The sequence below is a fragment of the Microbispora hainanensis genome, from assembly GCF_006874475.1.
In the GTDB taxonomy this organism is placed as follows: domain Bacteria; phylum Actinomycetota; class Actinomycetes; order Streptosporangiales; family Streptosporangiaceae; genus Microbispora; species Microbispora hainanensis.
This window is the reverse complement of the sequence record NZ_VIRM01000019.1, coordinates 65,140-88,655: the sequence shown is the minus strand read 5'-3', so window position 1 is coordinate 88,655 and position 23,516 is coordinate 65,140. Positions and strand designations below refer to the sequence as shown.

Genomic DNA, 23,516 nt, shown 5'->3' with positions numbered 1-23,516 from the left:
GCGATCGCGAGATGGCGATGTAATGTTGATTACATGCATTCAGAAGAACAGTTGAGCGCCTGGTTCGCCGGCCGGTTGCCGGACGACTGGTTCGCCGAGACCCCCAAGGTCGTGGTGGACCGCGAGGAGATCACCGTGCTGGGCACGCTTCCGCCGCTGTCGGTGGCCGAAGGGCTCCCCGGTCCGGAGCGTGCGGCGGCGATGGAGGGGTACGTCGAGCGGTTCCGCGAGGAGACACGCGAGCGCAGGATCGACATCGCCAGGGAGGCCGAGCACCGCTTCCGCCGCAAGGTCTCCTGGGGCGTCGTCCTGGGCGACGAGACAGTGATGTTCACCACTCTTTCCGTCCCCGTCATGACCCGGCTGCGCCAGCCGGAACGGCAGGTCCTCGACACCCTGGTCGCCGCGGGTGTCGCGCGCAGCCGCAGCGACGCGCTGGCCTGGTGCGTCCGGCTCGTCGGCAAGCACACCGACAGCTGGCTCGCTGACCTGCGCGATGCCCTCCAGCGCGTCGACAGGATCAGGGCGGAGGGCCCCGGCGGATTGGACTGAACCAATTCGCCGAAAGGTCTGGACCAGTCGGATTGGCCTATACCAATGTGTAAGGACGGTGTGGCGGGCAAGGGGAAGAGCGTCGTTTTTTCAACAGGGTCAGAGTGGGTAAGGTCCCACAACATCACGGCCACTGCCTGGGCTGATGGCATCCGGAGCCGTGAAGCCGAGAATGGCGCCGTTTTAACGGAGTGGAAACACGATGGTCTACTCCAATTGGATTCGGAGGCCATTCTTCGCCGATGATGCTCTGGCCCTGAGAGATTAAGGAGCCGCCCCCGTGTCCATTTCAGTAGAGGTACCCACGCCCACGAGTCACAGCGATCTGGCGGCCTGGGTGACCCGGATCGCGGAGCTGACCCAGCCCGACCGGATCGAATGGTGCGACGGCTCCGAGGCCGAATGGACGCGCCTGACCAACCTCCTGGTCGAGCAGGGCACCTTAACGCGGCTGGCCAAGCGTCCCAACAGCTTCTACGCGGCCTCGGACCCGAGCGACGTCGCCCGTGTGGAGGACCGCACGTTCATCTGCTCGGAGCGTGAGGAGGACGCCGGGCCGACCAACAACTGGATCGCGCCCGACGAGATGCGCCGCACGTTCGCCACGCTGTTCAAGGGCTGCATGCGGGGCCGCACGATGTACGTCGTGCCCTTCTGCATGGGCCCTCTGGGCGGGAACATCTCGCAGCTCGGCGTCGAGATCACCGACTCGCCGTACGTGGTGGTGTCGATGCGGATCATGACCCGGATGGGCGAGGACGCGCTACGCCTGATCGAGGAACGCGGAGCGGCGCGAAAGGCCCGAGAGAGCGAGGCACGAGCCGACGAGGGCCGCAGCAAGCGCGACCATGAGCACGGCGACTTCGTGAAGGCCGTCCACTCGGTGGGCGCGCCGCTGGAGCCCGGCCAGGCCGACGTGCCGTGGCCGTGCAGCACGACCAAGTACATCAGCCACTTCCCGGAGACCCGCGAGATCTGGTCGTACGGCTCGGGCTACGGCGGCAACGCGCTGCTGGGCAAGAAGTGCTACGCGCTGCGGATCGCCAGCGTGATGGCCCGCGACGAGGGCTGGCTGGCCGAGCACATGCTGATCCTCAAGCTCACGCCGCCGCAGGGTGAGGCGAGGTATGTCGCCGCGGCCTTCCCGTCGGCGTGCGGCAAGACGAACCTCGCCATGCTCCAGCCCACGATCCCAGGCTGGAAGGTCGAGACGATCGGCGACGACATCGCCTGGATGCGCTTCGGCCCCGACGGCCGGCTCTACGCGATCAACCCGGAGGCCGGGTTCTTCGGCGTCGCGCCCGGCACCGGGCGGTCCACGAACGCCAACGCGATCGAGACGCTGTGGGGCAACAGCATCTTCACGAACGTCGCGCTGACCGACGACGGGGACGTCTGGTGGGAGGGACTCACCGACGAGCCGCCCGCGCACCTCATCGACTGGAGGGGCCGCGACTGGACGCCGGACTCCCCGGAGCCCGCCGCCCACCCGAACGCCCGGTTCACCACGCCGGCCGAGCAGTGCCCGACGATCGCACCCGAGTGGCAGGACCCCGCCGGGGTGCCGATCTCGGCCATCCTGTTCGGCGGCCGCAGGGCGACCGCGGTGCCGCTGGTGACCGAGTCGCTGAGCTGGCAGCACGGCGTGTTCCTGGGTGCGAACGTGGCCTCGGAGAAGACCGCGGCGGCCGAGGGCAAGGTCGGCGAGCTGCGCCGCGACCCGTTCGCGATGCTGCCGTTCTGCGGCTACAACATGGGCGACTACTTCGCCCACTGGGTGGAGATCGGCAGGATGACCGACCCGGAGAAGCTGCCGAGGATCTACTACGTCAACTGGTTCCGCAAGGACGCGAACGGCCGCTTCCTGTGGCCGGGCTTCGGCGAGAACAGCCGGGTGCTCAAGTGGATCGTCGACCGGCTGAACGGCGTGGCCGACGCCGTGCCCACGCCGATCGGCAATCTGCCGGCCTCGCTCGACACCGAGGGTCTCGACATCGCGCCCGAGGACATGGAGCTCCTGCTCAGCGTCGACCCCGAGGTGTGGCGCGAGGAGGCCGCGCTGATCCCGCCCCACTTCGAGACCTTCGGCGACCACATGCCGGAGGAGCTGTGGGACGAGTACCGGTCCCTGGTGCAGCGGCTCGACACAGCCCAGCGGCTCGACACAGCCCAGCGGCTCGACACAGCCCAGCGGCTCGACACAGCCCAGCGGCTCGGCTGAGCCGGTCCGGCGGCTCGTCCGGTGCCCGCCGGTGCCCGCCGGTGCCCGCCGGTGCCCGCCGGTGCCCGCCGGGGTGCGCCGGAGTGCGCCGCCCCGGCGGGCCGCCAGGTCCGAGGAGGGCACGGCATGCCGGTTCGCCCGCGATAATTGGTGATCGAGCCCATCGTCGCGAGGAAGAGGGTCGCATGAGCATGCGCGATCTCGTGTACAAGCTGTACGAGCGCAGGCTCGAACGGAAGCTGTCCTCCGACCAGATTCCCCGCCACGTCGGCGTGATCGTGGACGGCAACCGCAGGTGGGCGCGGGCCATGGGCCTGCGGGACGTCAGCCGGGGCCACCAGAAGGGCGCCGACAAGATCTCCGAGCTGCTCGTGTGGTGCCGCGAGGCCGGGGTCGAGTACGTGACGCTGTGGCTGCTCTCCACCGACAACCTGTCCAGGGACAAGGCCGAGCTCGATCCGCTGCTCCAGGTGATCGAGAACCTCGTCCAGGATCTCGTGGACGAGGGATGGCACCTCAACCCCATGGGCTCGCTCGACCTTCTGCCCGATCACACGGCTCGTGTCCTCAAACACGCAAAAGAAACCACATCGCATCGTCCGGGCCTGATTGTGAACGTTGCCGTTGGGTATGGAGGAAGGCGTGAGATCGCTGATGCGGTGCGCTCCCTCCTCCAGGAGCATGCCAGCAAGGGCGCAAGCATCGAGGACCTCGTCGAGGTCCTCGACGTCGAGCACATCGCTGAGCATCTCTACACGCGCGGCCTGCCCGACCCGGATCTCGTCATCCGGACCTCGGGAGAGCAGCGGCTCTCCGGATTCCTGCTCTGGCAGAGCGCCCACTCCGAGTTCTACTTCTGCGAGGCCTACTGGCCCGACTTCCGCAGAGTCGACTTCCTGCGGGCGCTCCGCTCGTACGCCGCACGGCACCGTCGGTACGGCTCCTGAGACGGTACGTGACCAGCGTCTATTTACCAGCGAAAACCTATTGGGCTGGGGAGATTCGTTACGTAACGTGGTAGCTGAGCGGCCGTCGAGGGGATCGGCGGCCACCACCTCGGGAGAGGGCCCGTCCTTGCGCGACCACCATGCGAGGAGGGCCGGAGCCCCGGTCTGCTCTCGCAGGTCACGGGCCCGGTCCGTTCACCACCAGTCAAGGCAGGGCGCCCACCTCAGGCGCCCGGGGGAGAACGCGTGGCAGTGTCCTCGAGCAACCCGTCCACATCCCGCACCTACGTTCTGGACACGTCCGTCCTGCTCGCCGACCCGGCGGCGATGAGCCGCTTCGCCGAGCACGAGGTCGTCGTCCCGATCGTCGTCATCACGGAACTGGAGGCCAAGCGCCACCACCCCGAGCTCGGCTACTTCGCCCGGGAGGCGCTGCGCTTCCTCGATGACCTCAGAGTGCAGTACGGACGGCTGGATGAGCCCATGCCGATCGGCGACGGGAACATCCGGGTCGAGCTGAACCATAGTGATCCGTCCTGCCTCCCGGCGGGCTTCCGCCTGGGCGACAACGACACCCGCATCCTCACCGTCGCGCAGAACCTCGCGGCGGAGGGCAAAGACGTGGTGCTGGTGTCGAAGGACCTGCCGATGCGGGTCAAGGCGGCGTCCATCGGCCTGGCGGCGGAGGAGTACCGCGCCGGCATGGTGGTCGAGTCCGGCTGGACCGGCATGGCGGAGCTCCAGGTCACCACGGAGGAGATGGACGCCCTCTTCGAGGCCGGCAGCGCCGACATCGACGAGGCGCGCGAGCTGCCGTGCCACACCGGCCTGCGGCTGCTGTCGAGCCGCGGCTCCGCGCTCGGCCGCGTCCTGCCCGACAAGTCGGTGCGTCTGGTGAGGGGCGACCGTGAGGTCTTCGGGCTGCACGGCCGGTCGGCGGAGCAGCGGATCGCGCTCGACCTGTTGATGGACCCCGACGTCGGCATCGTGTCGATGGGCGGCCGGGCCGGCACCGGAAAGTCGGCGCTGGCGCTGTGCGCGGGGCTGGAGGCGGTGCTGGAGCGCCGTCAGCACCGCAAGATCATCGTCTTCCGCCCCCTGTACGCAGTGGGCGGCCAGGAGCTCGGCTACCTGCCCGGTTCCGAGAACGACAAGATGGGCCCGTGGGCCCAGGCGGTCTACGACACGCTGGGCGCGGTCACGTCTCCGGAGGTGATCGAGGAGGTCATCGACCGGGGCATGCTGGAGGTCCTGCCGCTGACGCACATCCGCGGCCGGTCCCTCCACGACGCCTTCGTGATCGTGGACGAGGCGCAGTCGCTGGAGCGCGGCGTGCTGCTGACCGTGCTGTCGCGCATCGGCGCCAACTCGCGGGTCGTGCTCACCCACGACATCGCCCAGCGCGACAACCTGCGGGTGGGCCGGCACGACGGCGTCGTCGCCGTGGTGGAGAAGCTCAAGGGCCACCCGCTGTTCGCCCACATCACGCTGACCAGGTCCGAGCGGTCGCCGATCGCCGCCCTGGTGACGGAGATGCTGGAGAACATCACGCTGTAATTCTCACGGGGGGAGCTGGCCGTCTCTGGGGGCCAGATCCCAGAACTCCCGGCAGGTGTGGACCTTCAGGGGGCCGTTCTTGTCGGGAGTCGCGTGAGCGATCTCCACGGCCCAGATCTCCGGGCGCAGCCGCGCCGTACAGGTGATCTGGGCCATGGCGGTCCTGGTGATCTTCCAGCCGCTCACGAACAGCCGTACGCGCAGGCTGAGGGTGTTGTCGGGGTCGTTGCGGCTGCCGGCGTCCGGGGCGTACCTGACGAGCTGCACCTGGGCCAGCGTGAGGCCGGTGAGCGCGGTGGACAGCTGGTTCGGCGTCCGCCCGCTGGCCGCGAACAGCGCGTCGAGCACGTCGTTGACGTGGGGCGAGCGCGCCGCGACCCGGGTGGGCCACAGCCGGCCGTCCCGCAGCAGGTAGATCGTGACGAGGGTGGGCGTGCCGCTGATGACCGGGGCGGGACCGGCGTCGATCACCCCGGTCGGCGCGACCCCGCAGGCCGCCGACACCATGAGCAGTCCCGGGAGCAGTCCCGCGCGCAGTCCCGCGCGCAGTCCCGCGCGCAGTCCCGCGCGCAGTCCCGCGCGCAGCCCCGCACGCAGACCCGCGAGCAGGGCCGCGGCCGCGCGTCTGGTCCGTCCGCGGCTCATGGTTTCGGGATCCAGACGCGGAAGAGGGTGCCGGGGTCGCACCGCTCGGCCTTGATCGAGCCGCCGTGCAGTTCGGCGTTGGCCTTGGCGATGGCGAGGCCGAGACCGCTGCCCACGCTCCTGGCCCGCTCGGTGCCGGCCTTGTAGAAGCGGTCGAAGACATGGGGGAGGACCTGCTCCGGAATGCCGCTCCCGTGGTCGCGCACGCTCACTTCGAGCGCTCCGTGGTGCTCGCCGCCGACCGCCACCCGCGCGCCCACCACCACGGGAGGCGCGCCGTGGTTGAGCGCGTTGCCGACGAGGTTGGCGACGATCACGTCGAACCTCCGGGCGTCCAGCGAGAACGTGAGCCCGACGGGTACGGTGAGCTTCACCCGGTCGGCCCAGCCCCGCACCTCCAGGCAGTCGGCCAGCGTGTCGCCCACGTCGACCGTCTCCCGGCGGAGCGTGGCGGCGCCCGCGTCGAACCGGCTGATCTCGATGAGGTGCTCGACCAGCACCCGCAGCCGGTCGATCTCGCGGACGACGATCCGCACCGCCTCCCCGGCGTCGTCCGGCAGGTCCTCGGCGTCCTCCGACAGCATGTCCGTCACCGCGGTCATCGCGGTCAGCGGCGTGCGCAGCTCGTGGGAGACGTCCGCGACGAACCGCCGCGACATCGACTCCAGCGTCCGCAGCTCCGAGACGCTGTCCTCCAGCGCCGCCGCCGTCTCGTTGAACGTCGCGGTCAGCTCCGCCAGCTCGTCCCTGCCGCGTACGGGGAGGCGGACGTGCAGCTCACCGGCGCCGAGGGCGCGGGCGGCCGCGCCCAGCCGCCGTACGGGCAGCAGCACCCGCCGGGCCGACAGCAGGGCCAGGGTCAGCGCCAGGACGAGCGTGATGCCTCCGGCCTGCGCGAGGGCGGTCCTGAGGCGGAACAGCACGGTCTCCTCGTCCGAGAGCGGCACGAAGACGTAGGCCGTCAGGCCGGTCGGGCGCAGCACGTTGTCGCGGGTGGCCCGCTGGATCTGCGTGGCGACGATCAGCCACGGATGGTCCCTGAGCACCGCCCTCTGGTAGACGAGCCGCCGGGCTGCCTGCCAGCGGAGCTGGTCGGGCACGTCGGCCATGGTGAACCTGGCGCCGGCGTTGGAGTTCCGGTGGTCGCCGTAGGTCACGATGACGGTCCGCTCCGGGGCCTCCAGCGCCTGCACCACCTCGCCGAGGTCCTGGTCGGTGACGGTGGTGTCGCTCGGCCAGACCACGTCGCTCGCACCGATCGGCAGCGTGATCCTGGAGAGCGTCTCCCGTACGTCGGCGACCGCGGCGCGCTCCGCGCGGTCCAGCATGCCCCGGCGGATGATCTGGTAGCCCAGGCCCGCGACCATGGCGGACGCGGTGACCGCCACCAGCAGGAAGGTGATCACCAGCCGGGCCCGCAACCCGGTGGGCACCCAGGTCATGTCGCGGTCATGGCGGGCTGAAGCGGTATCCGAAGCCGCGCACCGTGTGGATGTAGACGGGGTCGGCGGGCACCGGCTCGATCTTGGCGCGGATTCGCTGCACGCACGCGTCGACCAGCCGCGAGTCCGCCACGTGCGTGTGGTCCCATACGGCGCGCAGGAGATAGCGGCGGTTGAGCACCTGGCCGGGGTGGCGGACCAGTTCGAGCAGCAGGCGCAGCTCGGTCGGGGTGAGGTGGATCTCCTTGCCCGAGAGGCTCACCTTGAGGGCTCCGCGGTCGATCATGAGGTCGCCGAAGGTGAGGCGGTCGGGTGAGGCGGACTCCAGCCGGCGTAGGACGGCGCGGATGCGGGCGTCCAGGACCCGGGGCTCGACGGGCTTGACGACGTAGTCGTCCGCGCCGGCCTCCAGCCCCACCACCACGTCGAGGTCGTCCCCCCGGGCCGTGAGCAGGATGATCGGCAGCGGGTCGAGCCTGCGGATGCGGCGGCACACCTCGACTCCGTCGATGCCGGGGAGCATGACGTCGAGGATCGCGATCTCGGGGCGGCGGGAGCGTACGTGTTCGAGGGCCTCCTCGCCTGTGGCGTACGCGGTCACCGAGTGGCCCTGCCGGGTGAGCGCGAGCTCGAGTCCGGCGCGGACCGAGGGGTCGTCTTCGACCAGGAGGATGCCTGCCACTCGGTCATTATGGTGCGAACCTCACCAATTCCCTATTTGTCACAGCCCTGTGACCTCGTCCGCACGTCATCATCAAGAAGCGGGAGCAGGCTGGTGCGCGGGCACCCATGCCCCTCCCTGTGGCGCAAAGTGTGATCAAAATCACATTGTTGGGGAAAGTCCATGTGATCGGCCGTCGAGTCAAGACGTCACCAAACAGGTACCACGATTCGGTTGCGGAGCACCCCCCACCACAGGGCAAGCTCATAAGCCGTGAGCTCTGGTCAGCAGTTGAAGGATCGTCCCCGCGCCGCCCGCTCGCGGCGGGGAACCGGCGGCCGCCCAGGGTCGGGCCGGCTGACCCCCAAGGGGATGGCGATCCTCGCCGTCAGCCTGGCCGTGCTCGCCGGTGGGACGGCCTTCGTCGTCCGCACCTCGATCGAGCACAGCAGCGCGCCCAAGCAGGTGCTGGGCCCGGACAGCTTCCTCGCCCTCGACCCGAACGCGCCCGACCCCGAGACCGACATCCTCAAGGAGCAGGCGGTCCAGGCGCTGCGCAAGGAGCGGCTGGAAAGCACCCGCGAGGGCCGGAAGAAGGGCCTCGACCCGGTCGAGATCGCCGAGAAGGCCCCCGGCGGCGGTGGTTTCAACCCGGCCAACTTCCCGCCCGGCTCCACGCCCGACCCCGGCAGCAACAAGGCGATCGGCAAGGAGATGGCCGCGGCCCGCGGCTGGTCCGGCGCCGAGTGGGGCTGCCTGGAGCGCCTGTGGGACAAGGAGAGCCACTGGAATGAGCGGGCCATGAACCGCTACAGCGGCGCCTACGGCATCCCCCAGTCGCTGCCCGGCAGCAAGATGGCGAGCGCGGGATCCGACTGGCAGACCAACCCCGCGACCCAGATCAAATGGGGTCTCGGCTACATCTCCGGCCGCTACAAGACGCCCTGCGGCGCCTGGGGGCACTCCCAGTCCACCGGCTGGTACTGAACCGCGAAACTCTGGTCAGGGTTTCTCGACCTTTCGGCAAGCCCGCGCGTACGACGGGGATCGCACTGCACGCTTGGCCTCATGGGTGTGAAGGTCAGCGTGGTTATGCCCGTGTCCAACCCCGGGCTGTCGAACGACGCCTTCGGCGCGTGCGTGCGCTCGGTGCTGGAGCAGTCGCTGCCGCCGGATGAGTACGAGGTCGTCTTCGCCGACGACGGATCGACGGACGGGACCCGCAGGCGGCTCGACGCCATCGCCGAGCAACGCGACAACGTGCGGGTCCTGCACCTCGACAACAGCGGCTCGCCCGCGCGCGGGCGCAACGTCGGCCTGTCGGTGGCCCGCGGCGAGTACGTCTACCTGATCGGCCAGTACGACCGGCTGGAGCCGCACGCCCTGGAGCGGATGTACGACAGGGCCGTGGAGACCGACGCCGACGTGCTGATCGGCAGGCTCGCCGGCCAGGGGCCGCCGCCGGCCGCCTTCTCGCGCGACCGCGACCGGGCCGACGTGCTGCGCGACCATCTCCTCGCGCTGCCGACGGCGCACAAGCTGTTCAGCCGCGACTTCCTGGAGACCTGCCAGCTCCGCTTCACCGACCGGCCGCTGTCCGAGCAGGCGTTCGTGACCAGGGCGTACCTCGCCGCGAAGGTGATCGCCGTGCTGTCCGACGAGATCTGCTGCCACCTCGGCCCGCCGTCGCCGGGGACGGCGGAGGAGGAGACGCCCGACGCCGAGGCGCTCTTCGACGGCCTCAACGCGATCTTCGACGTGGTGGACGCCTACACCGAGCCGGGACCGCAGCGGGAGCGCATCCAGGCTCACTGGTATCGGACGCTCGGCCTGCGCCGTCTCGCGGGCGCGCGGTTCCTCGCCGCCGAGCCCGACGAGCGCATGGTGCTGTTCTCGTTCCTGCGCCGCTTCACCCTCGACCGTTTTCCCGCCGCGCTCGACACCCATCTGCCCGCGCACCTGCGCGCCCGTGCGGCGCTGCTGCGCCTGGACCGCCTCGACGCGCTGGTCGCGCTCGCCGAGGCGTCCCGGGGCGCCAAACTCAGCGCGGAGCTGCGGGAGCTGCGCTGGGACCAGGGCGTGCTGATGCTCGACCTGAGCGTGGAGATCCTGCGGGCCGGAGGCGCCCCGCTCTGGCTGCGGCAGCGGGGCGACCGCCTGCTGTGGACGCCGCCTCCCGGGGTCGAGGGCCTGCTCGACGGCCTGCTCGACGACGAGGGCGCCGACGTGACCGACGCGGTGCGCCGGGCCCGCGTGGAGGTCTGCGTACGCCATGCGGAGACCGGGGTGGTCCACTCGCTGCCGGTCACCTGTTCGGTGGGCCGCGCGAGCCTCGGCGACCAGGAGCACGGCGGCCAGGTGCGTGTGTGGGTGAACGGCCAGGCCCGCCTCGACGCCGGCGCGGCGGCCCTCGGACGGCCGCTGCCCGCCGGGCTGTGGGAGATCCACGTGCGCATGCGGGGCGTGCACACGGGCCGCACCCGGGTGGCTCGCCCCGCCCTGCCGATGAGCTGCGCGGGCGCGCTCGCCGGCGAGCCCAGGCGGCTCGTCGTGCCGTGCTGGTCCGAGCGCGGCGAGCTGGGCGTCTGCGTGGAGCCGAAGTCGTTCCCCGAGTCGATCGCGCTGGTCTCGTCGCGGGCCACCGTGGCCAGGCAGGAGGGGCACGTCTTCGTCGTCGTGCCCGTGCCGTACGTGCCGCCGAGCGGCGGGCCGCCGACCGAGCTGGTGCTGCGCGAGCAGGACGGACGCGGGCGCAGCATGATCGTGCCCGCGCTGGTCGAGCCGGGAATCCCCGGCCGGGTGGCCGGTCAGCTCGTCGCGCGGGTGCCGGTCAGCCGGATCGGCGGGGACGACTGCCTCGGCCCGGGATCCTGGCGGCCCGCGCTCCGCGTCGACCAGAAGGACGTGGACCTGCTGTTCGGGCTGACGGTGCGCCGCGGCGGACAGGTGCACGTCCTGCCCGCCGGAGCGTCGCCACAGGGCCCCTCACTGCTGCGGCGCATCGCCGTCCGCGTCCTGCGCGACCGCCGGTAGCGATCCGCGCGGGCCTATCCCCGCAGGTGGCCGAGGAGCGCCGCGCGGAACTCCTCGGGCCTGTCGAGGTGCGGGCCGTGGCCGGCGCCCTCGACGACGACCTCCCGGTAGTCGCCGTAGCGCTCCAGCACGGCCCGCGTCTGGGCCACCATGGGCTGGGCGGGCGTGCCGTCCCAGCCGGGCACGGCGCCGATCGCGCCCAGGTGGGCGAGGTCGAACAGCGACGTGTCGGAGACGATCACGTCCTGGTCGCCCCTGATCCACAGGATGGGCGGCTTCGGGTCGATCTCGTGCAGGTCGTCGATCCGGAAATTGGTCGGCGCGATCGTGTTCAGCACGCCCCGCTTGCCCGGCGCGACGTTCGGCCAGGCGTCCGAGGCCGCCGAGTCGCCCGGGTAGTGGTCGTCGCCGATCCGGGTGGACAGCATCGACTCCACGAACGCGTCCTCCTCCTCGCCCAGGTCGGTCCCGGCGGCGACGTACGTGGCGCGCAGCACGGCGCGGGGCGAGACGGGGGAGCCGTCGGACCGGTCGCCCGCCCGGAGCGCGGCCACGAACTCGGGGTTGGCCGCGCCGCCGCCGGAGCCCGCGCCGTCGGGGCTGGTGAGCACGCCGTCCGGGCCCGTCGTGCCGCCGAAGCCGTACGGCGAGACGGGGTTGACCAGGACGGCGCTGAGGACCACGTCGGGCCGGTCGCGCAGGGCCTGCATGACGACCCCGCCGCCGAGGCTCCAGCCCACGAGATGCGCGGGACCGATCCGGTCGAGCAGCGCGAGCACGTCGTCGGAGTAGTCGCGCACGCCCCGGCTCGCGTCCACCGGCTCGGGGTCGGTCTCGCCGAAGCCGCGCAGGTCCACCGCGTACGGACGGAAGCCCTCGGCCGCGATCGCGGTCATCGTCGACCGCCAGAACGCGCTGGAGGAGACGTTGCCGTGGACGAACACCACAGGGTCACCCGCCGAGCCCGGAATGGACAGGACGTTGAGGGTCAGACGGGACGTGCTGACGCGCTCGGCGGATATCGGCAGGGTCATGGTGTCGCTCCCAAGGTGCAGGTGTTCTCAAGGTCGCCCGAGGCCGGGCGAGGCAGGGTGGCGTTCGGGGGCGGCGGCGTGCCCGTGCCGATCCACTTCTCCAGGGCGGTGAACGCGCTGCGGAAGCACGGCAGCAGGGGCCGCAGCCGGTCGGGGAACGACGGGTAGAGGCTGTCGACGTGGTTGCCGCCCTCGAAGCGGTAGTAGCGCATCAGCCGGTCGCGGTGCCGATCACCGATCATCTTGGCGTAGACGTCGGAATCCTCGCGGATCGGCAGCAGCGTGTCCAGGGTGCCGTGGACGATGACCAGCGGCCGCTTGATCTTCCCGGTGAGGCTCACCCGCGCCATCGCCTGCTTCACCGCGGCGGGCCTGGAGGCGTAGTCGTAGTCCGTGTCGCAGCCGGGCGTGCCGGACGCGCAGAACGGCGTGCCCGCCTCGGCGTCGCCGTCGTAGCCGGGGTCGAACTCCTCGCGATAGAGGCGCTGGGTGAGGTCCCAGTAGTACTGGTAGTGGAACGGCCACAGGAAGTCGGACTCCGGCGCGAAGCCCGCCGCCGCCACCCCGGCGGTGTCGCCCTTCGCGTACGCGCGCAGCGCGGGCGGCAGGAACGTCAGCAGGTTGGGCCCGTCGGCCGTGAAGAGCGTGCCCTCCCAGTCGACGCCGCCGTCGAACAGGTCGGGACGGTTCTCGATCTGCCAGCGGACCAGGTAGCCGCCGTTGGACTGCCCGGCCGCAATCGTCGTGCGGGCCGGCCTGCCGTAGCGCTGCTTGACGACGGCCTTGGCGGCGACCGCCAGCTCGCTGACCCGGCGGTTCCACTCGGCCACCGCGTCGCCGGGCCGCACACCGTCGCGGTAGAACTCGACGCCGGTGTTGCCCTTGTCGGTCGCGGCGTACGCGTAGCCCTTGGCCAGCGCCCAGTCGGAGATCGTGAAGTCGTTGGCGTAGGTCTCCCGGTTGCCGGGCGACCCGGCGACGACCAGGCCGCCGTTCCACTTCTTCGGCAGCCGGATCACGAACTGCGCGTCGTGGTTCCAGCCGTGGTTGGTGTTGCCCGTGGAGGTGTCGGGGAAGTAGCCGTCGACCTGCAGGCCGGGCACCCCGCTGGGGTTGACGGCGCCGGGGGAGTTGAGGCCCGACCAGTCCGACTGGTCGGTGTGCCCGGAGACCAGCGTGCCCTTCGTGGTCAGGTCGTCGAGGCAGGCGGTCACCTGCTTCTGCGCGCCCGGCACGGTCACGTTCGGGCAGGCGGCGGCCTCGGACGGGACGGCGGCGGCCAGGGGGAGGGCCAGCGCCAGTGCGGCCAGCAGGACGGAACCGGAGCGCATCAGGCCTCCTTCACGATCGCGGCGGCGTGCGCGGCGCCCGAGGTCGGCTCGATGGCGGACAGGTCGCGGTCGCGGGTCTCCCTGGAGGCGACCACCGCGATGATCGTGAGGATCGCCGCCGCCACCACGTAGACGGAGACCGGCACGCTCGACCCGTACGCGTCGAGCAGGGCGACCGCGATCAGCGGGGCCACGCCGCCCGCCGCGATCGAGGCGAGCTGGTAGCCGATCGACACGCCGGAATAGCGCATCCGGGTGGCGAACAGCTCGGAGAAGAACGCCGCCTGCGGGCCGTACATGGCGCCGTGCAGCACCAGGCCGATCGTCACCGCCACGGTGACCAGGAAGAAGCTCTTGGTGTCGATCAGCGGGAAGAACGCGAAGGCCCACAGCCCGACGCCGACGGCGCCGAGAAGATAGACCGGCTTGCGGCCGACCCGGTCCGACAGCGCGCCCCACAGCGGGATCGTGATGAAGTGGATCGCCGAGCCGATCAGCACGGCGTTGAGCACGGTGCCCTTGGGCAGGCCCGCCGCGGTGGTGCCGTAGACGAGGACGAACGCCGTGATGACGTAGTAGGAGACGTTCTCGGCCATCCGGGCGCCCATGGCGACCAGCACGTCGCGCCAGTGGTGGCGCACCACGCCGACGATGGGGGCCTTCGGCGCGGCCTCCTGCCGCTCCAGCGCCTGCTGGAACACCGGCGACTCCGTGACCGTGAGCCTGATCCACAGGCCGATCAGCACGAGCACGCCGGACAGCAGGAACGCGACCCGCCAGCCCCAGGCGAGGAACGCCTCCTCGGACTGCACCGCGGCCAGCAGCGCCAGCACACCGGTGGCGATCAGGTTGCCACCGGGAGCGCCGGCCTGCGGCCAGGACGCCCAGAAGCCGCGGTTGCGGGGGTCGCCGTGCTCGGAGACCAGCAGCACCGCGCCGCCCCACTCGCCGCCGAGGGCGAAGCCCTGCACCAGGCGGAGCGCCGTCAGCAGCAGGGGCGCGCCGGCGCCGAGCGCGGCGTACGTCGGCATGCAGCCGATGAGGAACGTCGACCCGCCCATCATGAGCAGGCTGATGACCAGCAGCCGCTTGCGGCCGAGCCGGTCGCCGTAGTGGCCGAAGACCAGCCCGCCGAGGGGCCGGGCGACGAAGCCGACGGCATAGGTGAGGAACGCCAGGAGGGTGCCGGTCAGCTCGTCCTCGGTGGGGAAGAAGAGCTTGTTGAACACCAGGGCGGCGGCCGAGCCGTAAAGGAAGAAGTCGTACCACTCGATGGTGGTGCCGATCAGGCTGGCCCCGACGACCTTTCCGATCCGTGCAGGGGGGGTGTTTGCCATGGGAACTCCTCCGATGGGGGGTTCCGCACACGGTATGCAGTGACCGAGGTCACTCCTATGGGGCCCCGCCACACACCTCAGGCGTCCGGCATGTGGGTGCGCAGCCGGTGCAGCCGCAGCGCGAGCTGGATCTCCAGGGCGCGCTCCGGCTCCTGCCAGTCGTCGCCGAGCAGCTGCCCGACCCGGTCGAGCCGCTGGGTCACCGTGTTCACGTGGATGTGCAGGGCCTCGGCCGTACGCGACAGCGAGCCGCCCGTGCCGAAATAGGCGTTGAGCGTCTTGACCAGGGCGGTTCCCCGGCGCGCGTCGTAGTCGAGCACCGGCCCGAGCGCGCCCGCGAGGAAGCCCGACACCTCGCGCCGCTCGCCCACCAGCAGGCCGACGAAGCCCAGCTCCTCGGCGCTCGCGCCGTCACCCGTACGGTCCAACGCGACCAGGGCCCCCGCGCACCGGCGGGCCTCCTGATAGGCGGACGCCACCGCCGTCGCCGGACCCGTGGCCATCGCGGCCCCCGCCGTCGCCGGGCGGCCGAGCGAGGCGCTCAGCTCGGCCGCGACGCGCCGGGCCAGCGCGCCCGGCCGGTCGCCGGGCAGCAGCAGCACGACCTCGTCGCCCCTGGCCGTGGCGAGGCCGTGCGCCAGCGTCGCCTGCGACGACGCCCAGAACGCGCCGCGCTCCCGCTGCCCGTCGTGCCGCGCCACCACCAGCACGTGCGGCGCGCCGAGATGGATGCCGAGCCGTCGCGCCCGGTCGTCCAGCCCGCGCAGCTCCGGACGGGAGACCAGATCGTCGAGCAGTTCGCCCCGCACCCGCCCCTCCGCCTCGGCGACGCTGCGGCGGAACAGCAGCAGCAGCGCGGTGACGATCGCCGCGCGCTCCAGGATCCGCTGGTCGGTGTCGGACACCAGGTGATCGGTCCGCAGGACCAGCGTGCACAGCGGCGCCGCCCCGACGTCCACCGACGCGACGTACGCGTCGCCGCGCTTGACCGTGCGGCCCAGTGCCCGCGACGACTGCGCGGCGTCGAAGACGCCCACCTCCAGGTCGCCGGACTCGCCCACGAGGGGACGGCCCTCGTCGTCCAGCACGGTCAGCCGGCCGCCCAGCACCTCGGTGACGACCGCGGCGACGTCCTCGACCCCGCCTCCACGCAGGCCGCCGCGCAGCACGAGGCCGGTCATCCGGTCGTGCGCGTCCGCGGCCCGCTCGATCGACTCGCTGTGCGCCCTGATCAGCGTGTTCGCCTCACTCAGCTCGCCCAGCGCGGCCCGGGTCTCCTGCAGCAGCCGGGCGGTGTCGATGGCCACGGCGGCGTGCGCCGCCAGCGAGCACAGCAGCGCCACCTCCTCCTGCGCGAACGGCCTCGCGCTGCGGTTGGCCGCGAACAGCACGCCGATGACCTGCGTGCCGAGCCGCAGCGGCACCCCGAGGATCGCCACCAGGCCCTCCTCGTGGACGGCCACGTCGATCGTGTTCGTGTGCCGGAACCGGGGGTCGGCGAAGTAGTCCGCCGTGTTGTACGGCGTGCCGCTCTGCGCCACCAGCCCGCCCAGCCCGGCGCCCATGGGCAGCCGCAGCCGCCGGAAGCTGGCCGAGATCGACCCGTCGGTCACCCGCATGTAGGTGTCGCCGCGCTCGGGGTCGTTCAGCGTCATGTACGCGATGTCGGTCGCGAGCAGCTGCCTGGACCGGTGCACGATTGCCTGGAGCACCGCGTCGAGGTCGCGCAGCCCGGCCAGGTCGCTGGCGGTGTCGAACAGCGCCGACAGCTCCGCCTCCCGCTTGGCCCGCCGGCGCAGCACGGCCCGCACCTGGAGCGCCGCGACCTTGGCCCGCTCCAGCTCCTCCAGCGTGGCGGAGTCGGCCCCGGCCGCCCTGGCCTGCAGGATCGGGCCCTCGAACTCGACCGCCGACGCCTCCCGTGCGAGCAGGTCGAGATAGGCGTGCGCGCCGCTCGCCGGAGCCGTCGCGTTCTTGGGAGCCGGTGTGGTCAGCGTGCGCTCCATCCTCCGTCGATGGGAATCGAGACGCCGGTGACGAACGACCCCTGCGGCCCGCACAGGTAGGCCACCAGCTCGGCCACCTCGTCCGGCTCGACCAGCCGCTTGATCGCCGCGGGGGCGAGCATGATCTGCTCCACCACCTCGTCCTCGCTGATCCCGTGGGTGCGCGCCTGGTCGGCGATCTGGTTCTCCACCAGCGGCGTCCGGACGTACGCGGGATTGACGCAGGTGGAGGTCACGCCGTGGGCCGCCCCTTCGAGGGCGATCACCTTCGACAGGCCCTCCAGCGCGTGCTTGGCCGTCACATAGGCCGCCTTGAACGGCGAGGCGCGCAGTCCGTGCACCGAGGAGATGTTGACGATGCGGCCCCAGCCGCGCTCGTACATGCCGGGCAGCACGTCGCGCACGAGCAGGAACGGCGCCTCGACCATCACCCGCATGATCTTGTTGAAGATCTCGGGCGGGAACTCCTCGATCGGGGCGACGTGCTGGAACCCCGCGTTGTTCACGACGATGTCGGCGCGCAGATGCGTGTGCGGCGAGGGCGGGAGCTGGCCCCGCCAGGCCACCAGGAACTCCGGATCGGACAGGTCGACGGCCACCGGCGTGCCGCCGATCTCGGCGGCCACCTTGCTCGCGGCCTCGGCGTTGATGTCGGCGACGACGACGTGCGCGCCCTCGGCGGCCAGGCGCCGGGCACACGCCCGTCCGATGCCGCTCCCCGCGCCGGTGACGAGGGCCGTACGTCCTTCAAGGCTCATGCTGCCTCACGATAGAAACCGCGCTCTTCCCGGCACATGGGGGACGGCGACATAGATGCGCGCCCCCCTATGTGGGGCGGGTCATGGACAGCACGTCCAGCGCCCGGTCGAGCTGCTCCTCGGTCAGGGTGCCGTTCGCCACGTGGCCGCGCTCGATGACGACCTCCCGGATCGTCTTGCGCTCCTTCAGTGCCTGCTTGGCGATCCTCGCGGCCTCCTCGTACCCCACGTAGCGGTTGAGCGGGGTGACGATCGAGGGCGACGACTCGGCGTACTCGCGCAGGCGCTCCACGTTGGCGGTGATCCCGCTCACGCACCGGTCGGCGAGCAGCCGCGACACGTTGGCCAGCAGCCGGATCGACTCCAGCACGTTGCGCGCCATCACCGGCAGCATCACGTTGAGCTCGAACGATCCCGAGGCCCCGGCCATCGTGATCGCCGCGTCGTTGCCCACGACCTGCGCGGCCACCATGGTGACGGCCTCCGGGATCACCGGGTTGACCTTCCCCGGCATGATCGACGAACCCGGCTGCAGGTCGGGCAGGTTGATCTCGCCAAGCCCCGCGCGCGGGCCCGACCCCATCCAGCGCAGGTCGTTGGCGATCTTGTTGAGCGAGACGGCGATGACCTTGAGCATGCCCGACAGCTCGACCACGGCGTCCCGCGCGCCCTGCGCCTCGAAGTGGTCCCTGGCCTCGGTGAACGGCAGCCCTGTCATCCGGCTCAGCTCGGCGATCACCGCCTGCGCCCAGCCGGGACCCGGCACGTTGACGCCGGTGCCCACGGCCGTGCCGCCCAGCGGCAGCTCGGCCAGGCGCGGCAGCGTCGCCTGGAGTCGTTCGAGTGCCAGCTCGATCTGGGTGGAGTAGCCGCCGAACTCCTGGCCGAGCGTGACCGGCGTCGCGTCCATCAGGTGGGTGCGGCCCGCCTTCACCACGTCGGCGAACTCCGTGGCCTTCTCCTCCAGCGCGGTCGCCAGGTGCTCCAGCGCGGGCGTCAGCTCGTGCACCACGGCGTACGTCGCCGCGACGTGGATGGAGGACGGGAAGACGTCGTTGGACGACTGGGCGGCGTTGACGTGGTCGTTCGGGTGGACGGGCCGGCCGAGCCGCTCCTGCGCCAGCGTGGCGATGACCTCGTTCATGTTCATGTTGGACGAGGTGCCCGAGCCGGTCTGGAAGACGTCCACGGGGAACTGGTCGTCCCACTTGCCCTCGGCGACCTCCTCGGCCGCCTCCTGGATGGCCTGCGCCATGTCCTTGTCGATGACGCCGTACTCGGCGTTGACCTTCGCGCAGGCCGCCTTGATGCGGGCGAGCGCCGCGATGTGCGCCGGTTCAAGCCCCCTGCCGGACACCGGGAAGTTCTCCACCGCCCGCTGCGTCTGGGCCCGCCACTTCGCACGGGCGGGCACCCGGACCTCGCCCATGGAGTCGTGCTCGATGCGGAATTCGTCCATGCCTCAGTCTTTCACCCGCCCAAATCCGCCCCCTCCGAACGGTCGGCCTCCACCACCTCGTCAGGCAGTTCCTCCCCGGTCACCTCCCGGAAGACCGCCGCGACCCCCTCCGGATCCGGCCGGTACTCCTTACGCAGGTGATCGATCAGAATTTCGGCTGTACCGCGGGGTCTGTTCGACAGGCGCCATGCCTCGGCCAGTGACCGGACTTCCGACGTCTTGGGGCGGAACAGGAGGGTCGCGTCGATCAGGGAAGACTGCGCCAATATCGGCCGCTCGGCGGCGAGGGCCAGCCCGTCGAGCCGCGGGTCGGCGAGAAAGTGCATCGCGTCGAGTGTGTGGGGCCCCGGGAGGGGCCAGGCCCTGTCGTCATGTCCCTCGGGTTCGAAGCCGCCCACCCGCTGGTATTCGGCGTCGCCGATGTACCGGACCACAAGGTCGTCCCTATACCTTTCGACCTGGAAGTTCCAGAGCAGGCTCTCGAAGGACGCCATGCTGAGGCGGGCGAACCAGAGGGACGTCACGTGAGGCCAGGCGTCGAGGGGCTGCGTGTGGCCGGGGAACAGGTCTCTCGCGGTGATCCCGTCAGCGGTGAGGGAGGCGAGGATTACCAGATTGGCGGTGTAGTAGGCGTACCGGGTGATGAACGTGGACGGCTTGGGCCGATAGTCGGCGTACTTCTGGTCGGTGCGGGTTTCGGCGGCGTGCAGGAGGCGCACGAGCAGGTCCACCGTTGGCTCGCGGTCGAGGGCGGGCAGTAGGTCGCGGAGGAACTCCACGATCGGCTGCCGCTCGGTCAGCACGGAGAACGACAGCAGCGCGTACAGGAGTCCGTCGTCGGGCTGTGGCCGGCCGAAGAAGGGGTCGGCCGCCGCCGCGGTTTCGCGGGCGACCATGCCGCGCAGCACGTCGCGCGTCATCCGTGCGACCAGGTACTCGCCGAAGGTGGCATGCAGGAACTCGTACGTCTGCAGCTTGCCGTCGTCCCTTTCGGCGGATGCCTGGTGGACGAAGAAGAACCTCCCGATCACCCGGTCGGCTCGGGAGAGGGGGGCCTGGAAGCTCACGGTCTGCGCCGCCGGAGCCGGAAGCAGCGCGGCCAGGTCGCCGTTCAGGTCGTCGGTGGTGACCCACTGCCTGCCCCTGTTGAACATGGCGAACGCCGCGACGGCCAGCGTGCGCAGCTCCGTCTCCACGGCCTGGGCGGCCTGCGCGTCCGGCAGCCCCGGATGGTGCTTGTCCACCTCCCGGCGGGCGAAGCGGGTCAGCAGCCGCTCGTACAGCTCGGCCTGACTGAGTTCGGCCTCGCCGCGCTGCAGGGCGTTGGCATCGGCGTCGTACAGCGCGAGCATCAGCAGCAGCAGCGGCTGGGACGCCAGTTCGCCGTGCGCCAGCGCCGTCTCCGGGAGCAGCGGCTTCACTCCCTGGGCGCTGAAGAACTCCTGGTTCGCGAGGTTCCACACCGCCAGCCAGCGGCGGACCTGCTCCTCATCGAAGGGCTCCAGCCGCAACACGAGGCACCCCTGGGGGAAACGCATCCGGTCGGCGACGGCGGTCCGCGTGGTCACGAGCACGACCGCCGGGCGGCCCAGCGCCGCCTCCCTGCTCTGGAACTCGGCCACCCGGCTCAGGTAGTCGGACCGATGGACTCCGGTTGCCTGGAGCAGCTCGTCCAGCCCGTCGAGCATGACGACCGGCAATGCGCCGTCCGCCGACCTCGCCAGCTCCGGCCAGCTCAGGTGCTCCCCGGTGGCCTCCCGCACCGCCGCCTCGATCTGCTCCTGGATCGTCCCGTCGGCCGGCACCTCCCGCAGCGGCACCCGCACCGGGAGGAAGCCGCCGTACGGCAGACGACCGGCCAGGATCTTGGTGAGCACGGACTTGCCGGCTCCGGGCTGGCCGAGGACGACCAGCGGCATCCTGGTGGCCTCGGGCGAGGTGAAGTAGCGGGCCAGGAAGCCGGTGATGTCGTCGTTCGGCTCGCTCTGGCCCCACCACCATTCGGCGCTCGGATCGGCCTGCTCGCCATACTCGGCCAGCCGGAAATCCGGGTTCACGTACGCGTCGATGAGTCTGGGCATGCGCATGCCCGAGGGGACCTCACCCGACTGGGCGATGGGCCGATTCAGGGCTGCTCGGTGCGCCAGGGACAGCGCGTGCGGATGATCGGGTGTCTTGGTGTTGGCGGCGACCTGGGTGAGCAGCGCCTCCAGCTCGGCCAGGCCGGTCTCGACCCGCTGGCGGGAGATCATGTCCTGCCACAGCGCGACCTCGGGGACGTCCAGAGCCAGCCGCCGGTGGAGTTCCTCGTACTTCCGGCGGGCGGCCTTGGGCAGCTCCTCCTCGATCGTCGTCTTCGCGCGTTCCCATTCGGTCGCGTCCAGGCGGTCACGGACCGCCAGCCCGGAGACGAACCCGATCAGCCCCGCCGCGAGCTTCCGGTAGTACGCGTCGATCGAGTCGAGCATCTCCGCGTAGGAGTGGCCGGCACGCAGTCCGGCCGGCTCGATCGTCATCAGCGTGTGGACGAACGACCCTCGCTCGGCGTCCGATCCGGCGAGCGCCGCCTGCTCGTCCCGATCGAGGCGGAGATCCTTGGCATCGAAGGGCAGGGACAGTTCGCCGAGGGCCTCGAAGAACGCCGCCACGACGAGGACGGCCTGGGCGGCCTCCAGCCGGGCCGTGCGGTCGTACCGGTTCAGGCCCGTCACCCGGTCGCGGAGCCTGCCGGTCGCCTCGCCCGCCAGCCGTACGGCCTCGTCCTTGACGTCGAGTAGGGACAACCCCGGCACGGCCCCGACGAGGGTGCCGGTCAGGACCTTCGCGAGCTTGCTCTCCTGTCCGAGCAGTTTGACCGCGTCGGCGTAGCTGATCCCTTTGCGCACCGGTCACTCCAGGGGGACACCGAAGGTATTCGTGACCTTGCTAACAGTGTCCGGACATCCGGCGCAACACTCGTAAGTCCGTTGTCCACGTTCGACGGGGGTGAGGAGTGCGGTGATCGGCCGGGCCAGCGGTCGGGTCACCTGGTCGGAGGTGCCCGCACGCCGGGAAATCACTTCGCGAAGATGAAGACGCCCAGGAGGATCAGCGCGAGGACGCCGAAGAGCGCGACTCCCATCGTCACGAGCACCCGGACCTGCGTCTTGGCGTCCGGGCCGGAGGGAGTCTGCATGGTGAACAGGTCCGTGCCCAGGCTGGGCGGCTTCCCCGGAACGCCGTCCCCCGGCGGCACGGCCCCAGGTGGGAAGGCCCCGGGTGGGAAGGCGCCGGGTGAGAAGGCACCGGGCGGCACGGCCCCGGGCGGGAAGGCGCCGGGTTGCGGGGCGGGGGGAGGCCCGGGCATGGGCGCAGGGCCGTTCCCGGTGAAGCCCGGGCCGGGTGGCGGGGGCGTCATGGGTCCAGGGCCGGGCAGCCTGCCGGGCACGGTGGTGCTGTGCCTGTCCCCGCCATCGGAAGCGTGCTCGGAAAGATGCTCGGGCTTGCCTGCGGTGTTGGCTGCGATGCCGTTCCTGGAGCCGACGGGAGGCGGGGCGGGAAGGCGGGGAGCGGCGGGGGGACGAGGGACGACCATCGTGCGGTTCGCGTCGTCCTCGTCGTCTCCGGCGACGTTGGCTCCGGCCGGCCGGGCGGCCGAGGCGTTGCCGTCGGGAAGCGCCGTCCCGTCATGTCCGGGTGCCGGGGGCACGGCGGGAATGGAGCCCGTGGGGGTGTCGGCGATCAGGCGCAGCATCGCGGCGGCGCGCTCCGGGGTGAGGCGCGCGGTGTGGTCCTTCACCAGCAGCCCGTCCAGGACCGGCCGCAGCGCACCGGCCTGCGCGGGCGGGTCGGCCTCCTCCGTCATCAGGGCGGCCAGCGTCTCGCCGACGGTCGCGCGCTCGTAGGCCGGGCGTCCCTCGACGGCGAAGTACAGCGTCGCGCCGAGCGACCACAGGTCGGACTCGGGGCCGGTGTATTCGCCGCGGGCCCGCTCCGGGGCGGTGTATCCCGGCGAGCCGATCACCATGCCGGTCTGGGTGAGCGCGTGGTCGCCGAGCGCCTTGGCGATGCCGAAGTCGGTCAGCACGACTCTGCCCGTCTCGGTCAGCAGCACGTTCGCCGGTTTGACGTCGCGGTGCAGGATGTCCTGGGCGTGGGCCGCGCGGAGCGCGCCGAGCAGGTCGTAGCCGATCTCCGCCACCAGACGCGGCGGCAGCGGGCCCTCCTCGTCGATCACCTGTTCCAGCGAGCGCCCCTCGACGAGCTCCATGATGATCCACGGGATGCCGTCGGACACGATGACGTCGTGGATGGTGGCGACGGAGGGATGGCTGACACGCGCCGCCATGCGGCCCTCGCGCATCATGCGTTCGCGCAGCTCCTGGCGTTGCCGGGGGCTGAGCGAGGGGTCCTGGCGGATCTCCTTGACCGCGATCTCCCGGCCCAGCGACCGGTCGTACGCTCGCCAGACGGTGCCCATGGTTCCCCGTCCGATGCGGGTGCGCAGCTCATAGCGATCGGCGAGTGGCCCTGGGTGCTGTTCCGGCATATCTA

At 71.2% G+C, this 23,516-nt stretch carries 17 protein-coding genes; 6 read left to right on the top strand and 11 right to left on the bottom strand.

What is annotated here, in order from left to right:
* Positions 1 to 33 precede the first annotated feature (33 nt).
* From FLX08_RS17515 to phoH2, 4 genes are all read left to right on the top strand, one after another.
* On the top strand, positions 34 to 552 hold the full coding sequence (locus FLX08_RS17515; protein ID WP_142619935.1) for a hypothetical protein: 519 nt from the start codon (positions 34 to 36) through the stop codon (positions 550 to 552).
* A gap of 280 nt (positions 553 to 832) precedes the next feature.
* Entirely contained in the window at positions 833 to 2,773 is a 1,941-nt protein-coding gene (locus FLX08_RS17510) for a phosphoenolpyruvate carboxykinase (GTP) (RefSeq protein WP_425280627.1), read from the top strand.
* A 185-nt stretch (positions 2,774 to 2,958) separates the two neighbouring features.
* Positions 2,959 to 3,720: an isoprenyl transferase gene (locus FLX08_RS17505; RefSeq protein WP_142619934.1), complete on the top strand. Its 762-nt coding sequence runs from the start codon at positions 2,959 to 2,961 to the stop codon at positions 3,718 to 3,720.
* 246 nt (positions 3,721 to 3,966) lie between these two features.
* On the top strand, positions 3,967 to 5,277 hold the full coding sequence (gene phoH2, locus FLX08_RS17500; RefSeq protein ID WP_142619933.1) for an RNA 5'-3' helicase PhoH2: 1,311 nt from the start codon (positions 3,967 to 3,969) through the stop codon (positions 5,275 to 5,277).
* Between the two features lie 3 nt (positions 5,278 to 5,280).
* Here the strand turns inward: phoH2 and FLX08_RS17495 are convergent, their stop codons facing one another.
* From FLX08_RS17495 to FLX08_RS17485, 3 genes are read right to left on the bottom strand one after another with little or no spacing between them, the layout of a single operon-like run.
* Positions 5,281 to 5,922 (bottom strand): hypothetical protein, encoded by a 642-nt coding sequence (locus FLX08_RS17495; RefSeq protein ID WP_142619932.1) that lies wholly within the window; start codon positions 5,920 to 5,922, stop codon positions 5,281 to 5,283.
* Entirely contained in the window at positions 5,919 to 7,364 is a 1,446-nt protein-coding gene (locus FLX08_RS17490; RefSeq protein ID WP_142619931.1) for a sensor histidine kinase, read from the bottom strand. Before FLX08_RS17490 ends, FLX08_RS17495 begins: the two co-directional genes overlap by 4 nt.
* Before the next feature lie 7 nt (positions 7,365 to 7,371).
* Positions 7,372 to 8,046: a response regulator transcription factor gene (locus FLX08_RS17485; protein ID WP_142619930.1), complete on the bottom strand. Its 675-nt coding sequence runs from the start codon at positions 8,044 to 8,046 to the stop codon at positions 7,372 to 7,374.
* A 270-nt stretch (positions 8,047 to 8,316) separates the two neighbouring features.
* Between FLX08_RS17485 and FLX08_RS17480 the strand changes: the two genes are divergently transcribed.
* The gene (locus tag FLX08_RS17480) at positions 8,317 to 9,012 is read left to right on the top strand and encodes an aggregation-promoting factor C-terminal-like domain-containing protein (RefSeq protein ID WP_244312709.1); all 696 of its coding nucleotides are present in this window, start codon (positions 8,317 to 8,319) and stop codon (positions 9,010 to 9,012) included.
* Positions 9,013 to 9,093: 81 nt separating this feature from the next.
* The gene (locus FLX08_RS17475) at positions 9,094 to 11,058 is read left to right on the top strand and encodes a glycosyltransferase family 2 protein (protein WP_142619928.1); all 1,965 of its coding nucleotides are present in this window, start codon (positions 9,094 to 9,096) and stop codon (positions 11,056 to 11,058) included.
* Between the two features lie 14 nt (positions 11,059 to 11,072).
* Here FLX08_RS17475 and FLX08_RS17470 read toward each other — a convergent pair whose 3' ends face one another.
* The 8 genes from FLX08_RS17470 to FLX08_RS17435 all read right to left on the bottom strand — a co-directional run bounded on the left by FLX08_RS17470 (position 11,073) and on the right by FLX08_RS17435 (position 23,511).
* Positions 11,073 to 12,092: an alpha/beta fold hydrolase gene (locus FLX08_RS17470; protein WP_142619927.1), complete on the bottom strand. Its 1,020-nt coding sequence runs from the start codon at positions 12,090 to 12,092 to the stop codon at positions 11,073 to 11,075.
* The gene (locus FLX08_RS17465) at positions 12,089 to 13,423 is read right to left on the bottom strand and encodes a 3-hydroxybutyrate oligomer hydrolase family protein (protein WP_208761512.1); all 1,335 of its coding nucleotides are present in this window, start codon (positions 13,421 to 13,423) and stop codon (positions 12,089 to 12,091) included. Before FLX08_RS17465 ends, FLX08_RS17470 begins: the two co-directional genes overlap by 4 nt.
* Positions 13,423 to 14,760, bottom strand: coding sequence for an MFS transporter (locus FLX08_RS17460; protein WP_142619926.1), 1,338 nt, complete (start codon positions 14,758 to 14,760; stop codon positions 13,423 to 13,425). Before FLX08_RS17460 ends, FLX08_RS17465 begins: the two co-directional genes overlap by 1 nt.
* Positions 14,761 to 14,837: 77 nt before the next feature.
* On the bottom strand, positions 14,838 to 16,766 hold the full coding sequence (locus FLX08_RS17455) for a helix-turn-helix domain-containing protein (protein ID WP_142619925.1): 1,929 nt from the start codon (positions 16,764 to 16,766) through the stop codon (positions 14,838 to 14,840).
* Entirely contained in the window at positions 16,751 to 17,524 is a 774-nt protein-coding gene (locus FLX08_RS17450) for a 3-hydroxybutyrate dehydrogenase (RefSeq protein ID WP_142619924.1), read from the bottom strand. Before FLX08_RS17450 ends, FLX08_RS17455 begins: the two co-directional genes overlap by 16 nt.
* Before the next feature lie 67 nt (positions 17,525 to 17,591).
* Positions 17,592 to 18,983, bottom strand: a complete 1,392-nt coding sequence (locus tag FLX08_RS17445) for a class II fumarate hydratase (protein ID WP_142619923.1) — start codon at positions 18,981 to 18,983, stop codon at positions 17,592 to 17,594.
* Between the two features lie 11 nt (positions 18,984 to 18,994).
* Positions 18,995 to 21,868: an NACHT domain-containing protein gene (locus FLX08_RS17440; RefSeq protein ID WP_142619922.1), complete on the bottom strand. Its 2,874-nt coding sequence runs from the start codon at positions 21,866 to 21,868 to the stop codon at positions 18,995 to 18,997.
* A gap of 170 nt (positions 21,869 to 22,038) precedes the next feature.
* Entirely contained in the window at positions 22,039 to 23,511 is a 1,473-nt protein-coding gene (locus FLX08_RS17435) for a serine/threonine-protein kinase (RefSeq protein ID WP_142619921.1), read from the bottom strand.
* Between the last annotated feature and the right edge of the window lie 5 nt (positions 23,512 to 23,516).